Source organism: Streptomyces sp. NPDC057623 (assembly GCF_042800355.1).
GTDB lineage: Bacteria > Actinomycetota > Actinomycetes > Streptomycetales > Streptomycetaceae > Streptomyces.
In genome coordinates this window covers 52,793-79,379 of record NZ_JBHVGZ010000024.1, presented here as the reverse complement: position 1 = coordinate 79,379, position 26,587 = coordinate 52,793, and the positions used below count along the sequence as shown (strand labels likewise).

Sequence of the window (26,587 nt, the reverse complement as noted above, 5' to 3'; positions counted from 1 at the left end):
AACTGATCCAGTTTTCGCCGGGGCGCGGGGCGCGCTCCCGGGAAGGCGGAGGTCGGGGCGTCCACGGGGGCGACGGGCCCGGGATCCCGCACCGAGCACACTTGCGGTGGAATTTAGGTAAGCCTTACCATATTCACTCGCACCACTCAGGGCCTCGACCGTCCCACCGGTCGGCCCGCGGCGAGCGCTCCACCGACGCAGCCTGGCCGTTCCTCCCCCAGCGCCCCAGGGGCCTGGGAGGTACCCCCAGCCGCAAACGCTCACAGGACCGCACTTGAATCACTCCGCCTTCGGTCTGTACGACCCTGCCCGCGACCACAGTGACTGCGGCGTCGGCTTCCTCACCCGTCTCGACGGGGTACCGAGCCATGACGTCATCCGCAAGGGCCACGAGGCGCTCTGCGCCATCCCGCACCGGGGCGGCGCCTCCGCCGAGGGCGTCGGTGACGGCGCGGGCGTGAGCGTCGACCTGTCGGTGGAGTTCTTCCGCGCGATCACCGGCGAGAACCTGCGCGCCGGGCACTTCGGCGTCGCCAACTGCTTCGTGCCGACCGACTCCGGGCGCCGCGACAGCGCCGTCGAACTGGTCGGGCGCTGTATCGCCGAGCAGGGCTTCGAGACGCTGCTCGTGCGTGACGTGCCCGTGGACCACTCCGTCGCCCGGCCCGCCGCCGAGCCGTACCAACTGCCCATCGCGCAGTGGGTGTTCCGGGCGCCCAGCACCTGGGAACGATCCGAGGTCGACGCCGCGGCCAACCGTGCCCTGCTCGCCGTCGAAGCCGTCGCCTACGCCGACGACGCCTCGTACGCCGGGCTGTACCCGCTCTCGCTCAGCGCGCGCACCCAGGTGCTCAAGGGGCGGCTCAACTCCGGTGAGGTCATCGGGTACTTCCGGGATCTCGGCGATCCCCGGCACTCCGTGCGGACGCTGTACTTCCACACCCGGTTCTCCACCAACACCGAGCCGCACCCGACCATGGCGCAGCCGTTCCGGCTCATGGCGCACAACGGTGAGCTCAACACCGACCGCAAGAACCGGCTCAGCGACGAGGCCCTCGCGCGGGCCCGCACCCGGAGCATCGTGCGTCCGCCGGGGCAGTCCGACTCCAGCCGGCTCGACCAGACCCTGCAGAGCCGGGTCTTCGACGACGGGCTCGACCTCGTCGAGGCCGTCGTGTCGCTCATGCCGCCCGCCTGGGAGAACGACCGCACGCTGCCCGACGGCGTACGGGACATGCTGGAGTACTTCTCCCTGTACGAGGAGAAGAACGACGGCCCGGCCGCCGTCATCTTCAGCGACGGGGACGTCGTCGGTGCCCGGCTCGACCGGCTCGGGCTGCGCCCGCTGCGTACCGTCGAGACCGCCGAGTACCTGATGGTGGCCTCGGAGGCCGGGCAGGTCGCCTTCCCGGACGACGAGGTCGTGCGGCGGGGCCGGATCGAGGCCGGCGGCATGCTCGTCGTCGATCACCGCACCGGGCGCCGGATGCGTACGCGCGAGGTGCTGGACGCCCTCGCCGCGCGGCGGCCGTACTCCGAACTGCTCGCCTCGGCCCGGGTGAACCTCGACGACCTGCCCGCTCCCGACTACTACCGCGGCACGACGACGCTCGGATACGACGGCGACCTCAGCCTCGCCGGGCGGTACGTGGCGTACTCGCTGAACCAGGAGAGCTTCCGGTTCATGCTCGACCCGATGCTCGCCGACGGGTCGGAGCGGATCTCGGCGATGGGGTACGGCAACGCCATCAACGCGCTCAGCGACACCGAGGGCGGCATGGCGAAGTACTTCTCGCAGCGGTTCGCCCAGGTGACGAACCCGCCGCTGGACAGCATCCGCGAGGCCGACGGCATGAGCATGCGGGTCGCCCTCGGGCCGAAGCCCGACGGGACCGGCAGCACCGACGGGCGGCAGCTCGTCGTGTCCTCGCCGGTGCTCGGGCACCTCGACATGGTCCGGCTCCGGGATCAGCGGATCGTTCCGCTTGAGCGCTTCGCCATGCTCTACGAGCCGGTGCGCGGCGACGAGAGCGCCAACGCCGACGCACTGCGGGCCGCGCTCGGCCGGCTCTGCGACGACGTCGAGCGGTTCGCCGCGCAAGGCGGTGGCATCGCGCTCCTCAGCGACCGGGCCGTCTCCTCCGCTCGCGCGCCGCTGCCCGTCATCCTCGCCGTCGCCGCCGTGAACCAGCGCCTCATCGAGACCGGGCTGCGCCTGCGCGTCTCGGTCGTCGCCGAGAGCGGCCAGCTGGCCTCCTCGCACCATGTCGCCACCGCGCTCGGCTTCGGCGCCTCCGCCGTCTACAGCCTCAGTGCCCGGCTGCGCGCCGAGGAGAGGTTCCCGAGCGCGCCCGCGCCCGCCGGTGAGATCACCGAGACCGACCGGGCGCTGGCCAAGTTCCGCAAGGCGGCCGAGAAGTCCCTCGCGAAGACCATGGGGCGGGTCGGGCTGTGCACCGCCGAGAGCTACATCGGCGGCGAGTTCTTCGAGCCGAACTACCTCGACACCCGCGACGACGTCTTCGCACGGGTCTTCCCGCACATGCAGGCCCCCGTCGGCGGGGTCGGGTTCGCGCGGATCGCGCAGGCCGCGACCGAGTGGCACGAGCGGGCCCGCACGGTCGGGAGCGAGCAGCAGATTCCGCTGCTCGGGCTGTTCAAGGAGCGGTCGGACGGGGCCGGGCACTCGTTCGGGGTCACCGCGGTGCGCGGCTTCGGCGACATGGCCGAGGAGCGGCCGGAGTTCGCCCGCCCGGCCGACTCGGACGCGCTGCGGCTGCTCACGCTGGGACAGCTCGACGACGCGTTCGGGATCACCGACGCCGCCTACCGGAACACCGGGTACGACGCCCTCAGCGACGCCGAGATCGACGCGTTCCGGATCACTCCCGGGTACCGCGCCTTCCTGCGCACGACGCACGAGGAGCGCTCGCGCCGGCCGTCGGCGCTGCGTGACGTGCTCGCGCTGCCCGCGGACGTCACCGGGCTGCGGACCCCGCAGGACTTCGCCCGTGAGCTGGGCCGGTTCTCGACGGGCGGCAACGCGAGCGTCACGGTGCGCGGGGTGGCCGGATCCGTCACGGAGCGGGCCGCCGACACCGTGACCGTCCGGCTGCGCCTCACCTCCCCGGGCCCCGACGGCACCGACCGGCACACCGCCCTCGCGGAGGGCCTCGCCCTCGCCCACCCCGGCGAGACCGAGACCCTCGAAGCGGGCCCCGGCGGCGTCCTCGTCACCGCCACCGGCACCGCCGCACGTCTGCTCACCCTGCTGCGCCACGCCCCCGACAGCGTGCCCCTCGACGACGTCCAGCCCGCCCACGAGATCACCCGCCGCCTCGCCTCCGGCGCGATGAGCCACGGCGCGCTCGTGGCGACCGCGCACGAGGCCGTCGCCCACGGCACCAACATGGTGGGCGCCCTGTCGAACAGCGGTGAGGGCGGCGAGCACCACACCCGGTACGGCACCATCCGCGGCTCCCGGATCAAGCAGTTCGCCTCCGGCCGGTTCGGGATCTGGGCGGGCTATCTCGCCGATCCGATGCTGCAGGAGCTGGAGATCAAGATCGGGCAGGGGGCCAAGCCGGGCGAGGGCGGTCAGCTGCCCGCGCCCAAGGTCACCGTCGACATCGCGGCCGCGCGCGGCGGCACCCCGGGCATCGAGCTCATCTCGCCGCCGCCCCACCACGACACGTACTCGATCGAGGACCTCGCGCAGCTCATCCACGACTGCAAGGCCGCACGGGTACGGGTGATCGTGAAGCTGGTGTCCTCGGAGGGCATCGGCACCATCGCGGTCGGCGTCGCCAAGGCCGGCGCGGACGTCATCAACGTCGCCGGGAACACCGGCGGCACCGGCGCCGCGGCCGTCACCAGCCTCAAGTACGCCGGACGGTCGGCGGAGATCGGCGTCGCCGAGGTGCACCAGGCGCTCGTCGCGAACGGGCTGCGGCAGAAGGTCGTCCTGCGCTGTTCCGGCGCCCACCAGACCGGCGGTGACGTCGTCACCTCGGCGCTGCTCGGTGCCGACAGCTTCGAGTTCGGTACGACCGCGCTGATGATGCTCGGCTGCGTCATGGCGAAGAACTGCAACGTGAAGTGCCCCGCGGGGCTCACCACGAACCCCGAGGTCTTCGAGGGCGATCCGCGCGCGCTGGCGCAGTACCTGCTCAACATCGCGCACGACGTCCGGCAGATCCTCGCCCGCCTGGGGCTGCGGTCCCTGCGGGAGGCCCGGGGGCGCACGGACCTGCTCCAGCTCCTCGACCACCCGGCGAGCGTGGGGCGGCTCGACGTGCGGCGGCTGCTCGCGCGCGTGCCCGAGAAGGTGGTGGCGGACCCGGAGTACCTGGAGAAGGACTTCACCACCGACGACACCCTGATCGGGCGGGTCAGGGCAGCGCTCCTCGACCGGCGCGAGCCGGCCACGCTCATCGAGGGCATCCGCCTCGGCAACAGCGACAAGTCGGTCGGCGGACAGCTCTCCGTCGACGTCGAGCGGCTCCTCAACCACCAACTCGACGCGGACGCACCCGCGATCACCACCGACGACCGCGGCCGTCGCCGCCTCGTCGACGGCGCCGTCCACATCCGCACCACCGGGTCCGCCGGTCAGTCGTACGGCGTGTTCTGCAACGACGGCATCACCCTCGAACACACCGGCACCGCCAACGACGGCGTCGGCAAGAGCCAGAGCGGCGGCCGGATCGTCGTCCGCGCCCCGGGCGGCGGCAGCGCCGAGCGCGGCGGCAACGTGCTCGTCGGGAACTTCGCCCTGTTCGGCGCGACCGGCGGGCGGACGTTCGTGCAGGGCGAGGCCGGGGACCGGTTCGCCGTGCGCAACTCCGGCGCGACCGCGGTCGTCGAGGGCCTCGGCGACTTCGGCTGCGAGTACATGACCGGCGGCACCGTGCTCAACCTCGGCGGCTTCGGCAAGGGCCTCGGCAACGGCATGAGCGGCGGGTTCCTGTACCAGTACGACCCGTCGGGCGAGCTTCCCGGCCGGGTCAGCGCCGACTCGCTGCTCGTGTTCCCGGTGACCGACACCACGCATGGCACCTTCCACGAAGAAGTCGTACGCCTGCTGCTGACCTGGCACCTGGAAGCCACCGGATCTCCCCTGGCCGCACGGCTGTTGGAGAACTGGCCGAGCGAACGGGAGCACGTGTACTGCGGGATGCCGCGCGCCCTGCTGCTGTACCAGGACGCCGGGGAGATCCTCGCCGCGGCGACCCGCCCCCAGCTCCTCGACGAGCTGGCGACGTCGATCGCCACGGACAAGCTCCGGGCGTTCAAGGTCGACTACCGCGACCGGCGCACCGTGCTCGGCGGCCGTGCCCCGGCCTTCGGCGACCAGGGCAGCGACGACATGTTCTCGCTGCTGTCGTCGTACACGGTGCTCGGCGTCGCGCAGGACCTCGCCCTCCAGCGGGTGCCCGGAGCGAGCGGCCCGGACGATCCGCGGGTCGCCGAGGCCGTCCGGAACCTCGTGCTCACCGAGGACTTCTTCGTCAAGCAGCGCGTCGTGAAGTACCTGCGCGGCACGCTGGAGCGGTTCGCGGACGACGAGCTGGCCACGCTCATCGCCGTCAAGCGCCTCGACGACTACAAGCGCGCCCTGAAGCAGCGCAACAACCTCAGCGTGGACGCCCCCGGCACCTACGGCTGGATCGTCCACCAGAACGCGAAGAACGCCGGCCGGGTGCGCGCCGCCCGCTTCGACGAGCTGCTCGCGACCGCGGCGCTGGACGACCTCGCCGAACGCCACATCCACGCCCCCCAGCCCCCGACCGAGACGGTGACCGCGTGACCCTCATGCCCCCGACCGGGTCGCTCATCCCGGCCGACGCGCCGTTCTCCGCCCAGCAGGAGGCCTGGCTCGCCGGGTTCATCGCCGGGATCGCCGCCGCCGGACGCCGCAGCGGCGCCGCGGACGACGCGCCCGCCGCGACGATCGACGTCCTGTACGGCACCCAGACCGGGAACGCCGAGGTCCTCGCCGACGAACTGGTCGCCGGTGCTCGCGCCCGCGGCCTCGGCGGAACCGCCACCGCCCTCGACGACGTCACGCCGGAGCGGCTCGCCGCCATGTCCCACGTCGTGGTGGTGACCTCGACGTACGGCGAGGGCGAGATGCCCGACAACGCCGGGCTCTTCTGGGAGGCGCTCCAGGCCGACACGGCACCCCGGCTGGAAGCGCTGCGCTACGCGGTCCTCGGGCTCGGGGACCGCGGCTACGACGACTTCTGCCAGGCCGCGAAGCTCATCGACACCCGGCTGGAGCAGCTGGGGGCCACCCGGCTGCACGACCGCCTGGACTGCGACGTCGACTTCGAGGAGCCGGCCGCGCAGTGGACGGCGGGGGTCCTGGAGCGGCTGGCCGCCGAGACGGGTGCGAGCGCACCGGCCACGGAGGCGTCCCCGGCCGCCCCGTCCCGCTCCCGGTGGAACAAGCGCAACCCCTACCGTTCCCGGCTCGCCGTGAACCGTCTGCTGTCCTCGCCGCGCAGCGCCAAGGAGATCCGCCACTACGAGTTCGACCTCGGCGACAGCGGCATCACCTACGAGGCCGGGGACGCCCTGGCCGTCGTACCGGTGAACGCCGACGCTCTCGTCGCCACGCTGCTGGAACACCTGGGCGCCGCCGGTGACGAGGAGAGCGCCGAGCTGCTGCGCACCGGGCGCGAGATCCGCACCCCGTCGAAGGAGCTCATCGCCGATCTCGTGGACCGCGCCCCGTCGAGCGAACTCGCTTCGGTCGTCGCGCACGGCGACCGGTCCGACCTGGACTCCTGGCTGTGGGGCCGGGACGTGCTCGACCTGCTCCGGGACGCCGGTCCGGCGGCGCCGGGCCTCGCCGAACTGCTCCCGCTGCTCAGGCCCTTGCAGCCCCGGCAGTACTCGATCGCGTCGAGCCCGCTCGCCCACCCGGACCGCGTCCACCTCACGGTCGCGTCCGTCCGGTACGGCCGGTACGAGGGCGTCGCGTCGACCTACCTCGCGGACCGGGTGGACTCGGGGGTCGGCGTCTTCGTGCAGCCGAACGCCTCCTTCGGCGTCCCCGCGGACGACGACGCCCCGATGATCATGATCGGCCCCGGCACGGGCATCGCCCCCTTCCGCGGCTTCCTGCACGAGCGGGCCGCGCGGGGCGCCGCCGGACGCAACTGGCTGTTCTTCGGCGACCAGCACCGCGAGACCGACTTCGTGTACGAGGACGAGCTGACCGGCCTGCGCGAACGCGGCGTGCTCACCGAACTCGACCTCGCGTTCTCGCGCGACCAGGCCGAGAAGGTCTATGTGCAGACCCGGATGCGCGAGCGCTCGCGCGAGCTGTACTCCTGGCTGGAGGAGGGCGCGCACCTCTACGTCTGCGGTGACGCCTCCCGTATGGCGAAGGACGTCGAGGCGGCGCTGCTGGGCGTCATCGCCGGGCAGCGCGGACGCGGCGACGACGACGCGGCGGAGTACCTCGCGCGGCTGCGCCGGGCCAAGCGGTACGTACGGGACGTGTACTGAGCATGACGGACCATGATCCCCAGGCCCGGGGCGGCCACCACGGCTGTGCCTTCGAGGGGTGCTGCGGCAGGCGGAACAGCGGCGTGCGGCTGATCGACGCGCGGATGCCGGAGCTGGCGAGGTGCCTGACGCTCTTCCAGTACGTCCAGGCGGTCACCGGAGGCCCGGTCGCACGGATCGACCAGGCCGGCAGCTACGCGGTCCCGAGCCTGCGCGGCGAGGCGTTCGCCGTCCGGCCGGGCTCGATCGCCCTGCGTATCGACGGCGACGGCGTCACCTCGGCCGTGGTCGTACGGGAGGATGCCACCGGCTCGGTGGCGCTGCACCTGTTCGACGCGGACGGCCGGACCGCGCACCAGGGGCGGCTGCTCTCCGAGGGGGACCGGCTGCTGGCCGGGCTCGCTCGTACGGCCGACGCGGGGGCACCAGCTCCCCTGGCGTCCGCGGCCCCCGGGGTGCCGGCGTGGGAGTACGGCGACCAGCTCGCGCAGCTCGACGCGGTCCTCGCGGACGGCGGCCTCGCCCGGCGCGGGGGGTTCGACCGGTACCGGGGTGAGCACCGGGCGATCGAGGTCGGTGTCGTGCCCGCGGTGCTCGACCACGTCTGCTCCGTGGGCCTGCCGATCGGCGTCGCGGTGTTCGCCCCGGCGGCCATGCAGGCGTGCGGCGGCCGGGTGCACGTCACCGACCGGACCGCGGGCGGGCGGGTGTTCGCGGCGATCGCGGAGAGTTCGGTGGAGATCGACCTCGCGGGGGTCCGGGCGTGCCACCTCGTGCGTTCCACGGCGGCGCACGGCCCGACCTCGGCGATCGAGCTCGACGACGCCGACGGACGCTGCGTCGCGGTCATCACGCAGTTCGGGATCGTCGGAGAGGACGTCCACGCGGCGTGGGAGCACCTCGCGGCGTCGCTGCCCGACGCCTAGCCGGGCGGCCGCGCGGGCGGTGCGACCGCGTCGTCCGGCACCGGTCCCTCCCCTCGTGGGGACCGGTGCCGAACGGCGGGGAGGTGTCGATCCGCGCCGTCCCGCCTCAGCGGGTCAGTGCGGACCGAACAGGACCAGGGCGGCGCCGGGTGCGGGCAACTCGCGCGGAAGAAGATCCGGCGGAAGGTGTCCGAGAACATGCGGCGCCATGTGTGGGGTCTCCGGGCTCTGGAGCTGGTGGCCTGCCTGGGGGACGCGCGAGAGCTGCGCTCCTGCGTCGTGATCCTGCCAGCCGAAGGGCGTGGGCGAGGAGCGTCCGGTCTCCGGACGCCGCGTTTACCGCAGGTCAGCCGTATAAAGTGAGTTTTCCGGTCCGGATGTCCTGGTGCGGCGGAGTAAGGAAGGGGAGGCCTTGAGTTCCGACTCGGCGGCACGCACAGCCTTCGCGGAACGGCTCGCGCTGCTCTACAAGGAGGCCGGTAACCCTCCCCTGAAGAGTGTGGCCGAGGCGGTCGTACGGCTCCAGCGGGTCGACGAACGGGGGCGCCCGGTACGGGTGTCCGCTCAGCGGATCAGTGACTGGCGGCGGGCCAGGAACGTGCCCGCCCAGTTCGCCGCGCTGTCGGCCGTACTGCACGTCCTGATTCCGCAGGCGCGGCGCGCGCGGCCCACGCCCGTCTCCGCCGGACTGTACGACCTGGGCCAGTGGCAGCGCCTGTGGGCGCGGGCCACGTCCGGGGAAGAGGAAGAGCAGACTCCGGCCGTCGAGGCCCCCGCCGCGGCCGGCGGGGTGTGTCCGTACCGGGGGCTGGCCTCGTACCGGCAGGAGGACGCCCGGTGGTTCTTCGGGCGGGAGCGGAGCACCGACGCCCTGGTCGCCCAGCTGCGTGCCGTGGAGAAGACCGGCGGACTGGTCATGCTCGTCGGTGGCTCGGGGGCCGGGAAGTCCTCCCTGCTGAACGCCGGCCTCGTGCCCGCGCTACGCGACGGCGCGCTGGGCGGGAAGAGCGGCGGCCCGGCCGGCACGGTGGTGCAGCTCGTGCCGGGCGCCGATCCGCTCGGCGAGCTGACCCGTCTGATACCGGAACTCGCCGCTGTCGTCTCCTCCTCGGACGAGCCGGACGCGGGCGGCCCGGCCGGCCTCGACGGGCCGTACGAGAGCGGCGCCGACCCGCGATCCACGGACTTCGCGGACACCACCCGCGCCGCGGTCCTCGCCTGGGCCCGGCGCGAAGCCTCCGCGGCCGGCCCCGGCCACCCTTCCGACGCCCCCGACGTCCCCGCCGCCCCGGCCGTGCTCATCGTCGACCAGTTCGAGGAGACCTTCACCCTCTGCCCCGACGAAGCCGACCGCCGTACCTTCATCCGGCTCCTGCACGCCGCCTGCACCCCGGCCGGACCCGGCGGCCTCCCACCCGTCCTCGTCCTGCTCGGCATCCGCGCCGACTTCTACGAGCAGTGCCTGGCCCACCCCGACCTGGCCGACGCGCTCCAGCACCGGCACATGGTGCTCGGGCCGCTCACGACGCCGGAGTTGCGGGAGGCGGTGACCGGGCCGGCCAAGGCCGTGGGGCTGGAGCTGGAGCCGGGGCTGGCGGAGCTGATCGTGCGGGAGGTGAGCGCCGACGGGCCGCGCGGCACCCATGACGCGGGGGTGCTGCCGCTGCTGTCGCACGCGCTGCTCGCCACCTGGCAGCGGCGCAAGGCCGGGCGGCTGACGCTCGCCGGGTATCGCGCGGCCGGAGGGATCCAGGGGGCCGTCGCCGCCACCGCCGAGCGCGCCTGGTCCGGCCTCGACCCGGCGGCGCGGACGGCCGCGCGGCTGCTGCTGCTCAGGCTGGTCCGGCTCGGCGAGGACACCGCCGCGACCCGGCGGCGCGGGACGCGACGGCAGCTGGCGGCGGAGTCGACGGATCCCGGCAAGACGGAGGAGTCGCTCGAAGCGCTGGTCCGGGCGCGGCTGGTCACGCTGGACGCGGAGACCGTGGAGATCACGCACGAGGCGCTGCTGCACGCCTGGCCGCGGTTGCGGGACTGGATCGACGAGGACCGGCAGGGCAACCTGCTGCGCCAGCGGCTGGAGGAGGACGGCCGGGCCTGGGAGGGCTCGAACCGTGACTCGTCGCTGCTGTACCGGGGGTCCCGGCTGGAGCAGGCGCACGGCTGGGCACGGTCCGCCGGGGACACCTTCCTCACCCGGAGCGCGGTGGAGTTCCTGGCCGCCGCGGTCAGGCTGCGCCGGCGCACCGTCTGGATCATGCGGAGCGCGGTCGCGGCGCTGGTCGCGCTGGCGATGCTGGCCGTCGGCGCGGCGGTGGTCGCCTGGCAGCAGCGCGACGACGCCGTCTTCGCGCAGGTACTCGCCGAGGCGGACCGGTTCCAGTACACGGACCCGTCGCTGTCCGCCCAGCTCGACCTCGTGGCGCACCGGCTGCGCCCCGACGACGAGGACACCACCAGCAGGCTGATCTCCATCGTGAACGCCCCGCTGGCCACCCCTCTGCGCGGCCACACCGGCGCCGTCTACCTCACCACGTTCAGCCCGAACGGCAAGCTCCTGGCCACCGCCAGCTACGACCGGACCGTACGGCTGTGGAACGTGGCCGACCCCGAGCGGCCCCAGCCCCTGGGCAAGCCCCTGACCGGGCACAAGAGCTGGGTGAGCAGCGCGGTCTTCAGCCCCGACGGCCGCACCCTGGCCAGCGCCGCCGACGACGGCACGGTCCGGCTGTGGGACGTACGGGACCCGGGCCGGCCACGTCCGCTCGCCGCGCCCCTGACCGGCCACGACGGCACGATCTACCTGGTCGCCTTCAGCCCGGACGGCCGCACCCTCGCCTCCGTCGGGGAGGACCGGACCGTGCGGCTGTGGGACGTGGCCGACCCCGAGCGGCCCAGGGCCCTCGCCACGCTGACCGGTGCCGGGGCCGCCGTCAGGTCCGTGGCCTTCAGCCCCGACGGCAGGACGCTGGCGGCCGGGGGTGACGACGACACCATCCGGCTGTGGGACCTGGCCGACCGGGGGCGGCCGGAAAAGCTCTCCGAGCTGACCGGGCACACCGGCCTGGTCCACTCCGTCGCCTTCAGCCCGGACGGCCGCACCCTCGCCAGCGGCAGCTCCGACGACACCATCCGGCTCTGGGACGTCACCGACCCACGCCGCGGCACCCAGCTGGGCGCACCCCTGACCGGGCACACCGGCCCCGTCTGGTCGGTGGCGTTCAACCCCGCCGGCACCATGCTCGCCGCCGCCAGCGCGGACAGCACGGCGAGCCTGTGGAACGTGCGCGACCCGGCGTATCCCTCGCAGGTCGGCGAGCCCCTCGCGGGCGCCAGCGGGGAGATGTACGCGCTCGGGTTCAGCCCCGACGGCCGCACCCTCGCCACCGGCAGCGGCGACAGCAAGGTGCGCCTGTGGTCGATCCCCACGTCGGACATGGTGGGCGGCAACGGGGCGTTCCGCCCGGACGGCAAGGTGCTCGCGACGGCCGCGCGTGACGGCGGGATCCGGCTGTGGGACGTACGGGATCCCGCCCGGCCGGTGGCACTGAGCAAGCCCTTCCTGCCCGGGGACACCGGCCAGCGCTCCCAGGTGTTCTCGCCCGACGGCCACACGCTCGCGGTGACGACGGGCGAGCAGAGCGTGCGCCTGTGGAACGTCAGGGACCCGGCCCATCCGTTTCCCTACGACTCCCCCATCCTGCTGCGCACCCGGTTCATGGGCCCCGACGCGCTGGCGTACAGCCCGGACGGGCGCACGCTCGCCACCGCCTACGACGACCGCACCATCCGGTTGTGGAACGTCAGCGACCCCGCCCGTGTCGTGCCGCTCGGCCCGCCCATCACCGGGCACACCGGCTACATCAACTCCCTCACCTTCAGCCCGGACGGCCGCACCCTCGCCAGTGGCAGCGCGGACGCGACCATCCGGCTGTGGAAGGTGACCGACCCCCGGCGTCCCACCCTGCTCGGCGCGCCCCTCACCGGCCACACCGGGCCCGTCAACGCGCTCGCCTTCCGACCGGACGGCCACACGCTGGCCAGCGGCGGCGACGACGACACCGTGCGCCTCTGGGACGTCACCGACGCGCGCGCGGCGACCCCGCACGGCGACCCGCTCACCGGCCACACCGAGGCGGTCGTCTCCCTGACGTTCAGCAAGGGCGGGCGCTATCTGGCCAGCGGCGGCAACGACAACACGGTCCGGCTGTGGAACGTCGCCAGCCCCTCGGACGCCTCGCCCATGGGCCAGGCGATGAGTCCCAACGCCAAGACGGGCAACTTCCTGTCGTTCAGCCCCACGAGCCACATGCTCGGCGTCTCCAGCGGCACCGACACCGTCCGGCTGTGGAACCTGGACGTCGACCAGGCGATCCGCCGCGTCTGCGCGAGTACGCGGGGCGTGCTGACCCGGGAGAAGTGGCACGAGTACCTGCCCCGGCTGTCGTACGAACCGCCGTGCGCGACGTAGAGGCGCCTTCGCGCGCTGCGCTCCGTGACGGAGCCGGGACGCAAGTGACATGACGGTGGTTCGGCGGACAGCGGTTTCCGTGATCCCGATCACAACCCCTCCTCGCAGCGGATCAGGCGGCTCCCGTGAGGCAGGCAGCCTTGTTAGTGTGGGCGCAGCCCGATCGCTGGTGCATCCCCCGTCGCCAGCGGTCGGGCCTTCGCATGTCCGCGACGCCCGGGGCGGCAGGGCCCGCCCCGACCGGCACGCCCTCGTGAGGAGTCGTACGCTGATCGTGTCTGACCCCGGACAACGAGCCGGTGACCGCCAGTGCCGAAGGCGTACGAAGTGATCACGGACGAACCGCGCCGCACCCGCGGTGCGATGCTCCGCGACAACCACCGCCACCAGTGGGAGAAGGACCGGGCCCGCCGCCCGCTCCCCACGCGGGCCGCGACCGGGGCCACCGAGCACGAGACCGGCCTTCGGGTGCGGGACCTCGTCTTCCACGCCCGCTACCGCGAGGTCGCCGCTCCCTGGGAACTCGCGCACGTCTTCGGCGTACCGGAGGGCAGCCCCCTCCTGGAGCGCACCTACCGGACACGCTGCGCCGCCGAGAGCGCCCCGTTCAGCCTGGTGACGTCCTACCTGGTCCGCGACATGATCGCCGCCAATCCCAAGCTGCTGGACGCCGCCAACGAGCCCTGGCCGGGCGGCACCCAGAACCAGCTCTACACGGTCGGCATCGAGGTCGGCCGGGTCGAGGAGCGGGTCACCGCGCGGCCGCCGACGGCGAGCGAGACCCGGGAGCTGGGTCTGCCGCCGGGGACGTCGGTGATCCTGCTGCGCAAGACGTCGTACGACATCGCCGGCCGCGCCGTGGACCTCTCCGAGGTCACGCTGCCCGGCGACCGCGCCGAGCTGCTGTTCACCACATCCCTGGAAAGGTGGTGAGTGCCGCTGTGCCCCGGCGCCTCATCGTCGTCACCGCTGTCCACGGCCCGTCGGCGATGTTCCTGCCCGAGGCCCACAGGTCGCTGTGCGCACAGGAGTTGCCCGCGGGCTGGGAGTGGCACTGGGTGATCCAGGAGGACGGGCAGACCGACGAGGTCCGCCCGTACGTCCCCGACGACACGCGCGTGACGTTCCGTCAGGGCCGCCCCGGGGGCCCCGGCGTCGCGCGCACCATCGCGCTCGCGCACACCGAGGGCGAGTACGCGAAGATCCTGGACGCCGACGACCAGCTCGCCCCGGGGACACTCGCCCGCGACCTGGCCGCCCTGGAGGCCGACCGCGCCATCGGCTGGACGACCTCCCGGGTCCTGGACCTCCTGCCGGACGGCTCCACGGCCGGTTTTCCCGGCGACCCCGACGAAGGGCCGATCGAACGGGGCGCCGTACTCGACTTCTGGGCGGCGAACGACTTCCGCGCCCAGGTCCACCCGGCGACCCTGTGCGTACGCCGGGACCTCCTGCTCGCGCTCGGCGGCTGGATGGCGTTGCCCGCCTCCGAGGACACGGGCCTGCTGCTGGCGCTCAACTCCGTGAGCCGGGGCTGGTTCTCGGCTCGGGTGGGGCTGCTCTACCGGAAGTGGGAGGGGCAGGCGACGGGGCAGGCGTCGCACGTCGACCCCGGGGAGCGGCGGGCGCGCATGGCGGTGGTGGAGGCCAGGGCACGGGCGTTGGGGTCCTTCGGGTGGCGGTATCCGTAGGGCGGGTGGCCGCCGCTACGCCCCCGCCCGCTCCCGCGACCGCCTCCCGAGCAGTTCCGCCAGCCCCCGCCGCGTGGCGGCCAGGACGACCCGGTCCTCCTTCTTCAGGACGCAGGAGTCGGGCAGGTCCCACACCCACCCCGACGCACCGCCCTCGCGGGGGGTCTCGTACGCCTCCTCCACCGCCGGCTCCTCCCGGCCGCCGTCGCGGCGTTCGTCCCGCGCGGTCCGGTCCAGTGCCAGCACCCGCCAGGCGCCCGCCCGGAAGGCCTCGCCGACGGTCTTGTCCTCAAGCTGTGGATGACCGGCCACATCCACCGCCGCGAACAGCAGCACCCGCCGTTCGACGGGGATCGCCCCCAGGATCTGGCGGCCCATCATCGCCCCGGCGAACGCGGGCGCGGCCAGATGGGTCACGCTGCGGCTGCGGGTGGACGCGTGGGGGTGCGCGGCGCGCAGGGTGCGGTAGACGGCGGTGGCGAAGTCGTCGTCGTACAGGCGCAGGACCACCCGCAGGTCGGGGCGGACGGAGCGGGCGTACAGGGCGGCCTCCAGGTTCGTGGTGTCCGCGCTGGTCACCGCGAGGAGCGCGTGCGAGCGGTGGATCTTGGCGGCCTCCAGGACGCCCTCCTGAGTGACGTCCCCGAGCACCACCGGCACCCGCAGCCGGCGCGCCGTCGCCATCCCGCGTGCCTCCGGGTCGGACTCGACGCACACGACGGGGATGTGCAGCTCCCGCAGCCGGGTCAGCACCCGGGTGCCGATCTTGCCCAGGCCGAGCAGGACGACATGGCCGCCCAGCCCGCGCGGCGGTTTGCGCAGCGCGGAGGCGGTGCGGAAGGTGCCGAGGGCCTCCAGCACCGCGGCGAGCAGCACCGGAAGGAGCAGCAGGCCGGTCAGCCCGGACAGCAGCTGGAGGATCTGGCGGGCCATGGACTGGTGGAGGGCGGGTTCGTTGATGGCGAAGAGGTCCAGGAGGGTCATGTACGTCGCGTACAGCGGGTGTTCCCCGGTCACCACCGTCAGCGCCACGGCCAGCGCCGCGACACACCCCACCATCCCGGCCAGCGACCACCTGAGCCGCCGCGAGAACAGGGAGCCGAACGACGGTACGACGCTCCGGCCCGACGGCAGTGACGGGCCCGCGTACGACACCTGTTCCAGGACGACGGTCCCGCGGCCCCTGGCCCGCTGTACGGCCGCCTCGTCCGGCAGCAGCAGCGGGCCCTGCTCCCCGCTGCCCTCCGAACCGTCCGTTCCCGCCGGGTCGTTGCTGGTCGTGGACAGCAGGGCCAGCGTGGCCAGTCCGGGTGGGGGTGTCTGCCCCGGCCGCGAGGGCTGGCGCTCCACCGCGCGCAGCAGCAGGCCGTCCGTCTGGACGACCTTGGTGGTGCCGGCGACGGCGGTGGCGGCCAGCGCGGGCGCGGCCGTGTCGGCGTCGGACAGGACGGTCGTGGAGGCGTCCAGGCCGGCGTCTCCCACGCCGGTCGCCAACGCGGCGGCCTGGTCGAGGAGTTCCTCGATGTGCTGGCCCAGCCGGCGGTTGTACAGGCGCAGGACGAGCCGCAGACGGGGGTTGAGGCGGCGGGCCGTGAGGGCGGCGCGGATGTTGGTCTCGTCGTCGTCATAGACGAGGGCGAGCGCGGCGGCCCGTTCCACCCCCGCGTCGGCGAACGCGGCCTCGGTGGCCTCGGCTGCCTCCACCACCCGGATGCTCCCGGCCGCCTCGTTGTGGCCGGCTCCGCCGCCCGCGCGGCCCACGGCCGCGGTCACCGCCCCGAGCAGCGCCGCCGACGCGGCCCTGGCCCGGCCCACGACGGGTGGCCGTACCGTGCGCTCGGAGGGTGGCACGACGAGCGTGACCTGTTCTCCGTACACACCGCGCAACTCGGCGGCCAGCCGGTGCGCGAGACCGTCGTCGCCGCAGACCACCATGTGCGCGGCCGTGTCACTGCTCAAGCCCTGATTCGGAACGCTCCCCACGAGGGAAGAGACTGCCGCATGGTGACGGTGGTTCCAGAGGCGGCCCGCCGCCGACCGGACCTTGGTGACCGAACCTCCGCCGAACCTCCGCGACTGAACGCGCACGCTCCGCGGTCCGTACTGGAGGGGAGGGAAACCAGCGCCCTTCCGCACCACCGGAGGTACCTCGCCCGTGGCGATCACCAAAGCGGCCCCGCAGGAGACCGGCGGGACCGGGCAGGAGGGCCGGCACCTCGACTCCCCTCTCCTCCTCACCATGCTCATGGTCGTGCTGGTGCTCCTCCAGAGCCCGATCCGCCGCGCGCTCTCCGCGCCGGTCATGCAGAGCTGGACCACGGTGTTCGTGGCGGTGATGGTCCAGGCGCTGCCCTTCCTGGTCCTCGGCGTGCTGCTCTCGGCGGCGATCGCGGTGTTCGTCCCGCCGTCCTTCTTCGCCCGGGCCCTGCCCGGCCGCCCGGCCCTCGCCGTGCCGGTCGCCGGAGTCGCGGGCGCGGTGCTGCCCGGCTGCGAGTGCGCGTCCGTGCCGGTGGCCGGAGCGCTGGTCCGGCGCGGTGTCACCCCGGCCGCGGCGCTGACGTTCCTGCTGTCCGCCCCCGCGATCAACCCGATCGTGCTGACGGCGACGGCCGTCGCCTTCCCCGGCAACCCGGAGATGGTCCTCGCCCGCCTGGTCGCCAGCCTGCTGGTGGCCTGCGCGATGGGCTGGCTGTGGCTGCGCCTGGGCCGTACGGACTGGCTGAAGCCGCCGTCCCACCCGTCCCACGACGGCCGGAGCAGGGGCGAGGCGTTCTGGAGCTCCGTCCGGCACGACGTGATGCACGCCGGCGGGTTCCTGGTGGTCGGGGCGATGGCGGCGGCGACGCTCAAGGCGGTGGTCCCGGAGACATGGCTGAGCACGGCGGCCGACAACCCGGTGCTGTCGGTCCTCGCCCTCGCGGTCCTCGCGGTGGTGCTGTCGATCTGTTCGGAGGCGGACGCCTTCGTGGCGGCGTCGCTGTCCCAGTTCTCGCTTACCGCCCGGCTCGCCTTCCTCGTCGTGGGCCCGATGATCGACCTGAAGCTGTTCGCGATGCAGGCGGGCACCTTCGGCCGCGCCTTCGCCCTGCGCTTCGCGCCGGCCACCTTCGCGCTGGCCGTCGTCGTGTCGGTGCTGACCGGGTGGGTGATCCTGTGAACCGCCAGGCCCAGTCGGCAGTGCTGTTCCTGCTCGGCGCGTCCCTGTTGCACGCGGGCACCACCGACCTCTATCTGCGGTACGTCAAGCAGGGCCTGCGCCCGCTGGTGCTGGTGTCCGGCGCGGTGCTGATCGCGGCGGCGGTGGCGACGGTCTGGTACGAGCGCAAGCGGGCCCGGCGGCACAAGGGGCCCGCGGCCGAAGAGGGACACGCCCACCGCGAACCCCGCGTCGCCTGGCTCCTCGTCCTCCCCCTCTTCGCCCTGATCCTGGTCGCCCCGCCCGCCCTCGGCTCCTACAGCGCCACCCGCACCGGCACGGCCCTCCAGGAACCCCTCGCCTACCCGGCCCTCCCGGCCGCCGACCCCCTGCCCCTCAGCGTGGTCGACTACGCGGGCCGCGCCGTCTACGACCACGGCCGTACCCTGCGTGACCGCCGCGTTCAGCTCACCGGCTTCCTGGCCCTGGACCGCGACGGCACCCCCTACCTCGTCCGCATGGCCCTCAACTGCTGCGCCGCCGACGCCCAGCCGGTCAAGGTCGCCCTCACCGGCCAGGTCCCACCGGTCCTCCAGCCGGACACCTGGCTACGGATCACCGGCACCTACACCCCACGCCGCGCCACGGACCCGGTCAACGGCGGCCCGATCCCGTTCATCGAGGTCACGCAGGCGAAGCCGGTGACGGCGCCGGCGGATCCGTATGACGAGAGCTGGAACAGCTGACGCGTGCTCTCTCTTGCCGCTCCCCAGGACGCGCCCTAACCTGAAGCTAAATCTGATGGACCGTCAGATTTAGCGCTTCAAGGCACCGGCAGGCAGCAGCGCAGCAGCCAGGAGGTAGGCGTGGCCAGTACCGAGAGCGGCACGAAGGACCTGCCCAAAGTCATCAGCGTGGACGATCACGTGATCGAGCCCGCGCATCTCTTCGAGACCTGGCTCCCGGCCAAGTACCGGGACCGGGGCCCGAAGCCACTCACCGCCGGGATCGGCGAACTCGAGTACGTCGGCGGGAAGTACCGGTTCACCACGGACCCGCAGGGCCAGATCACCGACTGGTGGGAGTACGAGGGCGGCCTCTTCCCGTACAAGCGCATCATCGCCGCCGTCGGCTTCTCCCGGGACGAGATGACCCTCGACGGCATCACGCGCGAGCAGATGCGGCGCGGCTGCTGGGACCCGAAGGCCCGGCTGGCGGACATGGACGTCAACCACGTCGAGGCCTCGCTCTGCTTCCCGACCTTCCCGCGGTTCTGCGGGCAGACCTTCGCGGAGGCCAAGGACAAGGAGGTCGGGCTCGCCTGTGTGCGCGCCTACAACGACTGGATGGTCGAGGAGTGGTGCGGCGACAGCGGCGGCCGGCTGATCCCGCTGTGCCTGATCCCGCTGTGGGACATCGACCTCGCGGTCGCGGAGATCCACCGGAACGCGGCGCGCGGGGTGCGCGCCGTGACGTTCAGCGAGATCCCGACGTATCTGGGGCTGCCGTCCATCCACTCCGGCTACTGGGACCCCTTCTTCGCGGCCTGCGAGGAGACCGGCACGGTCGTCAACATGCACATCGGGTCCTCGTCCCAGATGCCGGCCGCGTCGCCGGACGCCCCGCCCGCCGTCCAGGCCTCGCTGAGCTTCAACAACGCCATGGCGTCGATGATGGACTTCCTCTTCTCCGGGGTCCTGGTGAAGTTCCCGCGGCTGAAACTGGCTTACAGCGAGGGCCAGATGGGCTGGATCCCGTACGCCCTGGAGCGCGCGGACGACGTCTGGGAGGAGCACCGGGCCTGGGGCGGCGTGAAGGACCTGATCCCGGAGCCGCCGTCGACGTACTACTACCGCCAGATCTTCTGCTGCTTCTTCCGCGACAAGCACGGCATCGAGGCGATCGAGACGGTCGGCGTCGACAACGCCACCTTCGAGACGGACTATCCACACGTCGACTCGACCTGGCCGGAGACGAAGCGGGTGGCCCAGGAGCATGTCGGCGGCCTCTCCGACGAGGTGGCGTACAAGCTGCTGCGCGGAAACGCGATCCGGATGCTCGACCTCGCCTTCGACCAAGGGGATTGAGGAGGGGCGGGGCGGGCGGAGAGGGACGAGGCAGAGCGGGGCGGGGCGCGGAGGGTTGAGCGGGTCCACCGGATGGGCAGTCCAGTCAGGAAAGTCCATGCCGGAGTGCGCACGACGGGAGCGCGGATGAAGGTCTCCATCGACCCCAGCCTCTGTTACGGCTCGGCCGAGTGCGCGCATCGCGCCCCGTCGGTCTTCGAGTTCGTGGACGAGTACGGCGTCGTACGAGCGGGACGGGAGGACAGCGGCGACGATCCACAGGTGCGGGAGGCCGTCGAGAAGTGCCCGTCCCAGGCCATCTCCCTCACCGGTATCGGGTAGGAGGGCCTGCCCTCCGGGCCCGCCCCCACCACGCCGAGCGGCCTGCCGCTGTCAGCATGGGAGGGGCGGGGCCGTGTCGTCCGAAGGCGCTGCCCCGGACCCCCGCGCCGAGGTCAGGGCCGGTGCGGAGCCTTCAGGTGCCGCTCCGCGAAGTCCAGTTCCAACTGCACCTGCTTGATGCGCTCGTCCACCACCAGTGACCCGTGCCCCGCGTCGTACCGGTACACCTCGTGCACCGCCCCGCGGGCCTGGAGCCGCTTCACGTAGTTGTCGACCTGCCGGATGGGGCAGCGCGGGTCGTTCACGCCCGCCGAGATGTAGACCGGTGCCTTCACCTGGTCGACGTATGTCAGGGGTGACGATGCCTCGAACCGCTCCGGGACCTCCTCGGGTGTGCCGCCCAGGAGGGTGCGGTCCATGGCCTTCAGGGCCTCCATCTCGTCGTGGTAGGCCGTGACGTAGTCGGCGACCGGCACCGCGGCGATGCCCAGCGTCCAGGCGTCCGGCTGGGTGCCGAGGCCGAGGAGGGTGAGGTAGCCGCCCCATGAGCCGCCGGTGAGGATCAGGCGGGACGGGTCGGCCAGGCCGGACGTCACCGCCCAGTCGCGCACCGCCGCGATGTCCTCCAGCTCGATCAGCCCGACCCGGTGCTTGAGCGCGTCCGTCCACGCGCGCCCGTAGCCCGTCGAGCCGCGGTAGTTGACCCGGACCACCGCGTACCCGTGGTCCACCCAGGCCGCCGGGCCCGCCGCGAACGCGTCGCTGTCGTGCCAGGTCGGTCCGCCGTGGATGTCGAACACGGTCGGGAGCGGGCCCTCGGTGCCGGCCGGCCGCTGCACCAGCGCGTGGATGCGGCCGCCCGGCCCCTCCACCCACACGTCCTCCACCGCGACCGAGCCGGGGGACTTCAGGCCGGGCGGATCCAGCACCACCCGGCCCGTCGTGGACCGCACCGCGGACGGCTCCGCCGCCGACGACCACAGGTACTCCACACTGCCGTCCGGGCGGGCCGTCGCCCCCGACACCGATCCCGTGGGAGTCGGGACGCGCACCAGCTCACGCCCGGCCAGGTCGTACCGGAAGAGCTCGCTGCGCGCCTCGAAGCTGTGCGCGATCAGCAGGGCGGCCCCGTCCGGATACCACTCCGCGCTGACGTCACCCGGCAGCTCCAGCGCGAGGTCGGTCTCCTCCCCCGTCGCCACGTTCCACACGAGCGGCTCCCAGCGGCCGCGCCTCTGGTGGCCGATGAGCAGGCGCGTGTCGCCGTCGACCGGGGCGAAGCCCAGGACCTCCAGGCCCAGTTCCTCGGTGCCGCCCTTGGTGTCGTCGAGTTCGGCGACCGCCGTGCCGTCGGGGCGCAGGACGCGCAGCGCCGAGTGCATCGCGTCGCCGTGCTCGGTGTGCTCGACGGCGATCAGCGAGCCGTCGTGCGAGAGGTCGCCGACGCCGGCGGACTCACGGTGGCGGTAGATCTCCGCCGGGGGCTCGCCGGAACGGGCCACATGGATCGTCGTACCGTCCTCGTCCGTCGAGCGGCCCACGATCGCCGTACGCCCGTCCCGGCCGAGGGCGAGGCCCGCCGGGTACGACGGGTCCAGGCCCGGCGCGGCGAGCTCGTCCTCCCCGCCGGGGAACGGCTGACGGCGCCACACGCCGAACTCGTCGCCGTCCTTGTCGTCGAACCACCAGATCCACGCGCCGTCCGGGGAGAGCACCCCGTCCGTCGTGCCGTTCGGCCGGTCGGTCACCTGGCGCTGCTCGCCCGTCGAACGGTCCCAGGCGTACAGCTCGTACGTCCCTGTGGCGTTCGACACGAACAAGGAGCGGTCCGGTGCGTCCTCCGCCCAGTCGGGCAGCGACACCCGAGGCGCCCTGAAGCGCGTCTCCCAGTCCGGCGTGGCCTTGTCCGCCATGCCCTTGTCCTGCATGTGGTGATCCCGCGAATCGGACCCGTGGCTCTCAGTCATGGCCCCATAGTGCCTGGCCCCGCCGACAATCCGCTGGCGAGGCCCCCAGCCTGTGGATAACTTTCACGCCCCCGCTGTCAGTGCCGGGAGCATCTCGTCGAGCGGTACCGACCCCACGGCCGGGCCCTGTGGAGGAGCCCCGTACCTTTGAGGGCGTGTACCGGTTTCTGCTGACGCCCCGTTGGTGGGGGATCAACGTCTTCGTGCTGCTCGCCATCCCCTTCTGCGTGTTCATGGGGTCGTGGCAGCTGAGCCGGTTCGAGGCGCGCGTGCAGGACCACCGCACCGCCGGCGAGCTGGCCGAGAAGGCCGAGCACGAGGCTCCCCGTCCGCTCGCCGAGCTGCTGCCGGTGGACAAGGCCACGTCGGGCAGGCAGGCCACCGCGAGCGGCCGGTACGGCGAGCAGCTGCTCGTGCCCGACCGGGAGCTCGACGGCAGGCAGGGCTTCTACGTCCTGACGTTGCTGCGCACCGACGACGGCCGGGCACTGCCGGTCGTGCGGGGCTGGCTGCCCGGCGACGCCGACCGGGCCGAGGCGCCCGCCGCGCCCACCGGCGAGGTCACGGTCACCGGCGCGCTCCAGGCGTCCGAGGTGCCGGGTGAGAACGGCGTTCCGGCGCGCGGCGGTCTGCCGTCCGGCCAGACGGCGGCGATCAGCGCGGCATCGCTGGTCAACCTGGTCTCCTACGACGTCTACGACGCCTGGATCACCCTCGCCAAGGCCGACTCGGGCATGAAGCCGGTACCGGTGACCGCCGCCAACGACACCGGCCTCGACCTGAAGGCGTTCCAGAACCTCGGCTACACCGGCGAGTGGTTCGTCTTCGCGGGCTTCGTGGTCTTCATGTGGTTCCGCCTGCTCCGCCGCGAGGTGGAGTCCATCCGGGACGCGGAACTGGGACTGGTGGCGGACGAGACGGCCGCCGTTCCCGCGGCCGGCCGGCCCGGGGAACCGACCGGGAAGCCGGCCGAGAACCCGGCCGGGGACCAGCCACAGCAGCCGACGAACGCCTAGCGCGCCGGGGCGCGAAGCGTCCGCTACGCCCCTGCCAGCAGGCCCGTCCAGTAGATGTTGCCCGCGCACGCGTTGGACACCGTCACCGAGGCCGTCGTGCCCGCCTCCGCCGTGTTGGAGATCGTGACGCTGCCGTCGGCCGTGCCCTCCGCGGCGAGCATCTGGGTCGACGTGCCGGTGTCACCGCCCGTGGAGGTTCCCTCGGTCGCGCCGGTGGGGTTCTCGGTCGGGGTCGGGTCCGGGGACGGTTCGCCGCCGCCCGTGCTGCCGCCGGTGTTCTCGCCCGTCGACGGACAGGTCTCCGTGGGGATCCAGGCGAACTTCACCTGGTAGGAGTCGCCCGGCTTGAGAACGAGCGAGGCAAGCTCCTGGGACGGGTCGGGCAGACCGGCCGCCGGGTCACCGGCGACGTGCCGGACCGGGGCTCCGATCTTCGTGGCGTCCGCCGCGCCGGCCGTGACGAAGCCCACCGTGCCCGGGCTGCCCACCGTGCAGTCGGCGGTGGAGATGTTGCTGAAGGTGAAGGTGCCGTACACCGCGCCGGACACGTCGGGGACCTCCGCGGTGCCGCCCGCCGTGCCGAGCTGCTCGGCGGTACAGACGGGGACACCGGCCGTGCTGGTGGCCAGGGGGTTGTCGGAGGCGCCGGAGCCGGTCCCCGGTCCGGTGCCGGTGCCCTTGTCCTCGTCCTTCTCGTTCCCCTTGCCCTTGTCCTCGGTCTTGCCCGAGGAGCCGCCGGACGTGCTCTCGCCGCCCTCCGTCTCCTTGCCCTGACCGGCGCCCCCCTGGGCCTGTTCGCCATGGCCGGCGTTCGACGAGTTGACGTTGGCGCCGGTGGAGTTGGAGACGTGCACCAGGGCCGGGACGGCGGTGCCGACGAAGAGCACCGCGGCCGCCGCGCCGACGAGCGCCTGCCGCTTGCGTGCCCGCCGGGCCGGCACCGCCCTGCGCAGATGGTCCAGCGTGCCGTCGCGCGGCTCGATCTCCTCCACCGCGTGGTGCAGTATGCGGCGCAGTGCCAGCTCGTCCGAGTCGAGCCCCTCGGGACCCTGGTCGTCGGGGCCGTGGTTCACAGTTCCGTTCCCAGCGTGCGATTGCTTCGGCTGTTGCTTGTCGGGCCGTCCCGCCGGCCCGGACCTCCCCCACTCCCCGAAGGGCGTGGGGGGATCCCCGGAGGGCTCGTGGGAGACGTGCGGATCACGCCGCTCGCCATGGTCCTCGCTCATGCCGGTGCCTCCATGGCGACCCGCAGCGCCGCGATGCCGCGCGAGCCGTACGCCTTGACCGAGCCCAGCGAGATGCCGAGCGTCTCGGCGACCTGTGCCTCGGTCATGTCCGCGAAGTACCGCAGGACCAGCACCTCGCGCTGCCGGCGCTGGAGGCCCTTCATCGCCTTGATGAGGGAGTCCCGCTCCAGCTGGTCGTACGCGCCCTCCTCCGCGCTCGCCATGTCGGGCATCGGCTTCGACAGCAGCTTCAGACCGAGTATCCGGCGGCGCAGGGCGGAGCGGGAGAGGTTGACGACCGTCTGGCGGAGGTACGCCAGCGTCTTCTCCGGGTCGCGGACGCGCTTGCGCGCGGAGTGGACGCGGATGAACGCCTCCTGGACGACGTCCTCGCAGGAGGCGGTGTCGTCGAGGAGGAGGGCCGCGAGACCCAGCAGCGAGCGGTAGTGGGCCCGGTAGGTCTCGGTGAGATGGTCGACGGTCGTACCGGCTGCCGCGGCGTTCTCGGCCTCGGCGCCGTCGCGCTGACTGGGTATGCGGGCGGGCCGCGCTGCGGGCATGGGCGCGATCACCGGCATGCCGCCGGGCGCACCGGGCATGCGGGATCGGACGGGCCGGCGGGGCGGCCGTAGGGCCGTGCCGCGGGTCGCCGCGCTGAAGTCGAGTACCTCTGCCACGCCTGTTGGACACGCGTCCCCCCGTGAGGGTTGTACGTGCCGGACGTCACTTTTGCGACAGTGTCCGCAGCCGCCCCTCCCGGGCCCGCAGCCGACTCTCCCACCCCCGCTACCGACCGTCTCGCGCCAGGCAGCACAGCTGACCGTGCGTCAAACGCCCACATGCCTACCCGCTCTTCCCTTATATCCCATATGGGCGAGCGTCCCCACGCCCTGCCCATCCGGCGTCCCCACGCCAGAAAAACGCGTCTCCGCGCCCCCTGAAGGCGACCGCAAAGACGCTCCCCGCCCTGCAAGCGGTTGCAGGGCGGGGAGGAAAATCTTCAACTGCCGACAGTGTCCGGTTCAAGTGGTCCGGACCATCGATCGGCTCACACTTTTCACACAGATCCTACAAATGTTCCCGTCGGAGCCCAGGGGATTTACGGCGCCACCGGGGCCTCACCGCAACTCCGCCGCCACCAGCTCCGCGATCTGCGCGGTGTTCAGGGCCGCGCCCTTGCGCAGATTGTCTCCGCAGACGAAGAGTTCGAGGGCCGTCGGATCGTCGAGCGCGCGCCGCACCCGGCCGACCCAGGTGGGGTCGGTACCCACCACGTCGGACGGCGTCGGGAACTCCCCGGCGTCCGGGTCGTCGTACAGCACGACCCCCGGCGCGGTGGCCAGGATCTCGCGCGCCTTGGCGACCGTGACCTCGCCCTCGAAGCGGGCGTGCACGGTCAGCGAGTGCCCGGTCAGCACCGGCACCCGTACACAGGTCACCGCGACCGGCAGCTGCGGCAGCCCGAGGATCTTGCGGGACTCGTCCCGCACCTTCATCTCCTCCGACGACCAGCCGTCCTCGCGCAGCGACCCGGCCCACGGCACGACGTTCAGCGCGACCGGCTCCGGGAACGGACCGGTGTCGTCGCCGACGGCCCGCCGTACGTCACCGGGGCTGGTCCCCAGCTCCGTGCCGGCGACCAGGGACAGCTGCCGGCGCAGGGTCTCCACGCCGGCCCGTCCGGCCCCGCTCACCGCCTGGTACGAGGACACCACCAGGGAGCGCAGCCCGAACTCGGCGTGCAGCGCGCCCAGCGCCACGATCATCGAGAGGGTCGTGCAGTTGGGGTTGGCGACGATCCCGCGCGGCCGCATCCGCACCGCGTGCGGATTGACCTCGGGGACGACGAGGGGCACCTCCCGGTCCATCCGGAAGGCGCCCGAGTTGTCCACCACCACCGCGCCCTTGGCGGCGGCGATGGGCGCCCACCGGGCGGCCACCTCGTCGGGGACGTCGAACATCGCGACGTCGACCCCGGCGAAGGCCTCCTCGGTGAGCGCCACCACCTCGACCTGCTCGCCGCGCACGGCCAGCTTGCGGCCGGCCGAGCGCGGCGAGGCGATCAGACGGATCTCACCCCAGATGTCCGCGCGCTGGGACAGGATCTGGAGCATGACCGAGCCCACGGCCCCGGTCGCACCCACGACCGCGAGCGTCGGTGCGGGCCTGGCCGTCACCTTCCCGCCTGCCGCGCGGCGCCTTGCGATCGCATGCTCCCCCACCCTCGA

The 26,587-nt window shown here is 73.0% G+C and carries 16 protein-coding genes; 11 read left to right on the top strand and 5 right to left on the bottom strand.

The features are described 5' to 3' along the window. Positions 1–274 precede the first annotated feature (274 nt). The 6 genes from ACFU95_RS24340 to ACFU95_RS24315 all read left to right on the top strand — a co-directional run bounded on the left by ACFU95_RS24340 (position 275) and on the right by ACFU95_RS24315 (position 14,606). On the top strand, positions 275–5,809 hold the full coding sequence (locus ACFU95_RS24340) for a glutamate synthase-related protein (RefSeq protein ID WP_383831263.1): 5,535 nt from the start codon (positions 275–277) through the stop codon (positions 5,807–5,809). 5 nt (positions 5,810–5,814) lie between these two features. Continuing rightward, complete coding sequence (locus tag ACFU95_RS24335) at positions 5,815–7,518, top strand: sulfite reductase flavoprotein subunit alpha (RefSeq protein ID WP_383831370.1); 1,704 nt, start codon at positions 5,815–5,817, stop codon at positions 7,516–7,518. Between the two features lie 2 nt (positions 7,519–7,520). Beyond that, positions 7,521–8,444, top strand: coding sequence for a hypothetical protein (locus ACFU95_RS24330; RefSeq protein WP_383831261.1), 924 nt, complete (start codon positions 7,521–7,523; stop codon positions 8,442–8,444). A gap of 412 nt (positions 8,445–8,856) precedes the next feature. Then, the gene (locus ACFU95_RS24325) at positions 8,857–12,915 is read left to right on the top strand and encodes a hypothetical protein (protein WP_383831259.1); all 4,059 of its coding nucleotides are present in this window, start codon (positions 8,857–8,859) and stop codon (positions 12,913–12,915) included. Positions 12,916–13,242: 327 nt separating this feature from the next. Next, the gene (locus ACFU95_RS24320; RefSeq protein WP_383831257.1) at positions 13,243–13,848 is read left to right on the top strand and encodes a UTRA domain-containing protein; all 606 of its coding nucleotides are present in this window, start codon (positions 13,243–13,245) and stop codon (positions 13,846–13,848) included. Then, the gene (locus ACFU95_RS24315) at positions 13,845–14,606 is read left to right on the top strand and encodes a glycosyltransferase family 2 protein (protein ID WP_383831255.1); all 762 of its coding nucleotides are present in this window, start codon (positions 13,845–13,847) and stop codon (positions 14,604–14,606) included. Before ACFU95_RS24320 ends, ACFU95_RS24315 begins: the two co-directional genes overlap by 4 nt. A 15-nt stretch (positions 14,607–14,621) precedes the next feature. Here the strand turns inward: ACFU95_RS24315 and ACFU95_RS24310 are convergent, their stop codons facing one another. After that, complete coding sequence (locus tag ACFU95_RS24310) at positions 14,622–16,541, bottom strand: NAD-binding protein (RefSeq protein WP_383831369.1); 1,920 nt, start codon at positions 16,539–16,541, stop codon at positions 14,622–14,624. Between the two features lie 220 nt (positions 16,542–16,761). Here ACFU95_RS24310 and ACFU95_RS24305 point away from each other — a divergent pair, with 220 nt between their 5' ends. The 4 genes from ACFU95_RS24305 to ACFU95_RS24290 all read left to right on the top strand — a co-directional run bounded on the left by ACFU95_RS24305 (position 16,762) and on the right by ACFU95_RS24290 (position 20,150). Then, positions 16,762–17,763, top strand: a complete 1,002-nt coding sequence (locus ACFU95_RS24305) for a permease (RefSeq protein WP_383831254.1) — start codon at positions 16,762–16,764, stop codon at positions 17,761–17,763. Further along, positions 17,760–18,488 carry a TIGR03943 family putative permease subunit gene (locus ACFU95_RS24300; protein WP_383831252.1) on the top strand — a complete coding sequence of 243 codons (729 nt, stop codon included), beginning with the start codon at positions 17,760–17,762 and terminating at the stop codon, positions 18,486–18,488. The genes ACFU95_RS24305 and ACFU95_RS24300 overlap by 4 nt, the downstream gene beginning before the upstream one ends. Positions 18,489–18,608: 120 nt before the next feature. Further along, positions 18,609–19,829 (top strand): amidohydrolase family protein, encoded by a 1,221-nt coding sequence (locus tag ACFU95_RS24295; protein ID WP_383831250.1) that lies wholly within the window; start codon positions 18,609–18,611, stop codon positions 19,827–19,829. Positions 19,830–19,955: 126 nt separating this feature from the next. After that, positions 19,956–20,150: a ferredoxin gene (locus ACFU95_RS24290; protein WP_383831248.1), complete on the top strand. Its 195-nt coding sequence runs from the start codon at positions 19,956–19,958 to the stop codon at positions 20,148–20,150. Positions 20,151–20,263: 113 nt separating this feature from the next. Here ACFU95_RS24290 and ACFU95_RS24285 read toward each other — a convergent pair whose 3' ends face one another. Further along, a complete protein-coding gene (locus ACFU95_RS24285) occupies positions 20,264–22,117 on the bottom strand; it encodes a prolyl oligopeptidase family serine peptidase (RefSeq protein WP_383831246.1) in 1,854 nt (617 codons plus the stop codon). 155 nt (positions 22,118–22,272) lie between these two features. Between ACFU95_RS24285 and ACFU95_RS24280 the strand changes: the two genes are divergently transcribed. Then, positions 22,273–23,133, top strand: a complete 861-nt coding sequence (locus ACFU95_RS24280; protein WP_383831244.1) for an SURF1 family protein — start codon at positions 22,273–22,275, stop codon at positions 23,131–23,133. 23 nt (positions 23,134–23,156) lie between these two features. Here ACFU95_RS24280 and ACFU95_RS24275 read toward each other — a convergent pair whose 3' ends face one another. From ACFU95_RS24275 to ACFU95_RS24265, 3 genes are all read right to left on the bottom strand, one after another. Beyond that, the gene (locus tag ACFU95_RS24275; protein WP_383831367.1) at positions 23,157–24,206 is read right to left on the bottom strand and encodes a hypothetical protein; all 1,050 of its coding nucleotides are present in this window, start codon (positions 24,204–24,206) and stop codon (positions 23,157–23,159) included. A gap of 149 nt (positions 24,207–24,355) precedes the next feature. Beyond that, positions 24,356–25,036 carry a SigE family RNA polymerase sigma factor gene (locus ACFU95_RS24270; protein WP_383831242.1) on the bottom strand — a complete coding sequence of 227 codons (681 nt, stop codon included), beginning with the start codon at positions 25,034–25,036 and terminating at the stop codon, positions 24,356–24,358. 441 nt (positions 25,037–25,477) lie between these two features. After that, positions 25,478–26,536 carry an aspartate-semialdehyde dehydrogenase gene (locus ACFU95_RS24265; protein ID WP_383831239.1) on the bottom strand — a complete coding sequence of 353 codons (1,059 nt, stop codon included), beginning with the start codon at positions 26,534–26,536 and terminating at the stop codon, positions 25,478–25,480. Between the last annotated feature and the right edge of the window lie 51 nt (positions 26,537–26,587).

Excerpts from the sequence above, each read along its gene's own strand:
- ACFU95_RS24335 (WP_383831370.1), top strand. The coding sequence starts at position 5,815 with ATGCCCCCGACCGGGTCGCTCATCCCGGCCGACGCGCCGTTCTCCGCC.
- ACFU95_RS24330 (WP_383831261.1), top strand. The coding sequence starts at position 7,521 with ATGACGGACCATGATCCCCAGGCCCGGGGCGGCCACCACGGCTGTGCC.
- ACFU95_RS24310 (WP_383831369.1), bottom strand. The coding sequence starts at position 16,541 with ATGGTGGTCTGCGGCGACGACGGTCTCGCGCACCGGCTGGCCGCCGAG.
- ACFU95_RS24290 (WP_383831248.1), top strand. The coding sequence starts at position 19,956 with ATGAAGGTCTCCATCGACCCCAGCCTCTGTTACGGCTCGGCCGAGTGC.
- ACFU95_RS24285 (WP_383831246.1), bottom strand. The coding sequence starts at position 22,117 with ATGACTGAGAGCCACGGGTCCGATTCGCGGGATCACCACATGCAGGAC.